The sequence below is a fragment of the Arthrobacter sp. Leaf141 genome, assembly GCF_001424565.1.
Classification (GTDB): domain Bacteria; phylum Actinomycetota; class Actinomycetes; order Actinomycetales; family Micrococcaceae; genus Arthrobacter.
Map to the genome: position 1 here is coordinate 1 of NZ_LMOL01000030.1, position 3,018 is coordinate 3,018.

Annotated in this window: 2 protein-coding genes; both read right to left on the bottom strand. The window is 62.6% G+C overall.

Annotation, left to right across the window (positions count from 1 at the left end; genetic code table 11):
* Positions 1-364: 364 nt before the first annotated feature.
* Entirely contained in the window at positions 365-1,204 is an 840-nt protein-coding gene (gene istB / locus ASF72_RS16470) for an IS21-like element helper ATPase IstB (RefSeq protein WP_050687830.1), read from the bottom strand.
* The gene (gene istA / locus ASF72_RS16475; protein WP_050687831.1) at positions 1,201-2,877 is read right to left on the bottom strand and encodes an IS21 family transposase; all 1,677 of its coding nucleotides are present in this window, start codon (positions 2,875-2,877) and stop codon (positions 1,201-1,203) included. The genes istB and istA overlap by 4 nt, the downstream gene beginning before the upstream one ends.
* Positions 2,878-3,018 lie beyond the last annotated feature (141 nt).

The following is a 3,018-nucleotide window of genomic DNA, read 5'->3' on the forward strand; positions in this document are numbered from 1 at the left end:
CTGAGTATGTCAACTCGATTCAGGACCGCTGAGACGGTTTGATTCAGGACCACCCACGAGTCGCTGTCCGGGCGCATGCAAGAGCAATTCCACTGTGGGAATCCTAAAAATAGGACAGTATCTTGCGTTTCGCGATTTACACTCGGATGACTTTCTTCACCTCAGGAGTTGAGATGCGGTATCAAGATCCGTCGTGGTGGCAAATAGGGTTGCTGTATCTGATCTGCGGAACAATCTTCTGGCCCCCGCTGTCCACGAATCGCATGATCATGGGGATTGTTTTCGTCGCCATCGTGACCGTCCTCGTGATCCTCAAGATCATCCGCGGTCGCTCATCTACCAGGACACCTGGCCCTCCTCGTTCCTAGTCCGTTGGCCCGCCCCGGTTAGCCTGCGGTTGTTGAGCGAGGGTGTGGGCGAGGCGGTAGGAGTCGGTGCCGGTTTCGATGATGGCGCCATTGAAGGTGAGCCTGTCCACGATGGCGGCGCAGAGACGCGGGTCGGTGAAGGTCTTGGTCCAGCCTGAGAAGGATTCGTTGGAAGCGATGGCAATGGAGTTCTTCTCTTCCCTTTCGGTGAGGACCTGGAAGAGGAGTTCGGCGCCGCGCCGGTCCAGTTCCATATAACCGAGCTCATCGATGCAGAGCAGGTCGACGCGGCCGTAGCGAGCGATGGTCTTGGCCAGCATCTTTTCGTCGGCGGCTTCGACGAGTTCGTTTACGAGCCTGGTAGCCAGGGTGTACTTGACCCGGTATCCCTTCTCCGCCGCGGCGGTGCCGAGGCCGATGAGTAGGTGGGATTTGCCGGTTCCGGAGTCCCCGATCAGGCAGAGAGGTGCACCTTTACGGATCCAGTCCCCGGTCGCGAGCGTGTGGATGGTGGCGGGGTTGATGTTCGGGTTTGCGTCGAAATCGAAATCCCCGAGCCATTTGTCCCGCGGAAAGTTCGCTGCTTTTACCCGGCGGATCGAGGAGCGCCGGTCCCGGTCATCACATTCCGCCAGCAACAGTTCGGCCAAAAAGCCCTGATAGGTCAGTTGTTCCTTGCCTGCGACGGTCAGGGCTTCGTCCAGGACCGCCCGGATGGTTGGCAGGCGTAGCCGGCGGCAGGCTTGGTCCACGGCAGCGACGGCGGCCTGCTCGGTGAGGCCGCGCCGCCGGCGCAGGGTAGGGGTAATGGTGGTGGCCGGTGCGGTGGGACTCATGAGATGTTTTCCTTCGACGCGGTTCCTTCGGGTTCTTGGGTGCGTTTGGCCAGCAGCTCGTCATAGGCACTGATCGAGGGCACGGGTCGGGTGTCGGGAGGGAGCCCGGCGATGACGGCGGCCGGGTCCATGAGCCGGCGCTGGGTCAGGCTGACAACACGGTGCACATTCACGTCTTCTCGAGCACCGGGATGACGGTCCGAACCGGACCCACCCACGGAAGAAGTCGTTGCGTGTCTGCGGGCCTCGACCGCTACGACGTCGGCGCTGACAGCACCCACCTCCAGCGCCGCAGTGATCCCGGCCTGGATGTCGCCGGCGGTCATCGAGCGGTGGAGCAGCAGGACGTCGATAAGTTCACGGGTCCCATCGGCGTCGCCGTTGACCCGGCGGGAGGCAGCCCAGAACGCCTCATGGGCGCTGGTGAACGCCCCGGACTCCCGCGCCCGGGCCAAGGCCGTGGAACCGGGCAGGGCGCCCGGTTTGGTTTTGAGGACCTCCAGGTAGTGATCCAGCTGGACTGACTGCCCGTGTTTGGCGGCGATCCGCTGATGCCTGGCTGCCACGGCCCGGCCGTCGAACACCACAACCTCGGACGCCCGCAAGGATACCCGGACTTTCCGGCCGATGAACCGTGCCGGGACGGAATACTTCACCATCCGCACCGTGATCAGCGAGGACCTGTCTACCCGCGGCGTGAGCGTCAGGCCCGGATCAAAGACCTCTCCCGGCAACGGTCCCAGGAACGGCCGTTCGGCGGCGAAGTCCTGGCCGATGGTGCGGATCCTGTCATTGATCCGCCGTCGATCGTCCTTGGCCTCCCAAGCCCGAATCCGTTCGTTGAGCTCGTCCAGGGACTCCGTGACGGGCATGGGCGAGAGTCTGTTCCGCCGGAACCAGCCAACCTCTCCTTCAACCCCGCCTTTTTCGTGGGCTCCGTCTATCCCGGGCTGGCAGTAGAAGGCATCGAAGCAATAGTGCGAGCGGAACAGCAACCATCTGTCATTCTCCAGGCGCTCCCGGCCCTGCCCGAACACCACCGCGGTCACCGCGCTGGTGAGGTTGTCATAGCGGATGTGTTTTGTCGGGATGCCGCCCAAGACCTGGAACGCTTCAAGATGTCCCTCGAGGAAAGCTTCTTGGGCCTGGGTCGGGTAAATCCGATGGATGGCCTTGCCCGAGTGCGAAAGACGGAAAACGAACATATGGCATTTCGTCTTCACACCGTCCAGGACGACCCAGACTTCACCGAAGTCCACCTCCGCCTCCGCGCCCGGGGCATGTTCTTGGGGCACGAACACCTCCACCCGGCGGCCGGCTTCCACATCGATCTGGGCCCGGCGCACCCGCACGTAGTCACGAACGGTCGAATACGACAGCTCCTCCGCTCCGTGCTCCTCAAGAAGCCGGGCCAGGATCCTCCTAGCGGTGTGGCGCTGCTTTCGCGGCGCGGTCGTGTCCTCGTTCAGCATGGCATCGATCGCGGGCTTGAACAGGTCCAGCCGGGGCGAAGACCTCGCGGGCGTCTTCCGCGACGGTGGGACAGGGTCGGACAAGGCCTGTCGGACTGTGTCCCTGCCGATGTGGTACCGCTTTGCCAGCCCACGGATCGACAAGCCCTCAACGCGGGCGTCTCTGCGGATCTTGGCAAACAGCTCCATGCGCACCCTCATCCGGACCTCCAAATGCTCGCTTTCATCAGATGAAAACAACACTGGAGTGGTCCTGACTCAAACCGTCACAAGCAACCGGCGAGTCGTGGGTGGTCCTGATTCAAGCCGTCACACCGGTCCTGAATCAAACTGCCATATTCA

Bases quoted from the DNA above. Each gene is read 5' to 3' on its own strand.
- istB (WP_050687830.1), bottom strand. From the start codon at position 1,204: ATGAGTCCCACCGCACCGGCCACCACCATTACCCCTACCCTGCGCCGG.
- istA (WP_050687831.1), bottom strand. From the start codon at position 2,877: ATGAGGGTGCGCATGGAGCTGTTTGCCAAGATCCGCAGAGACGCCCGC.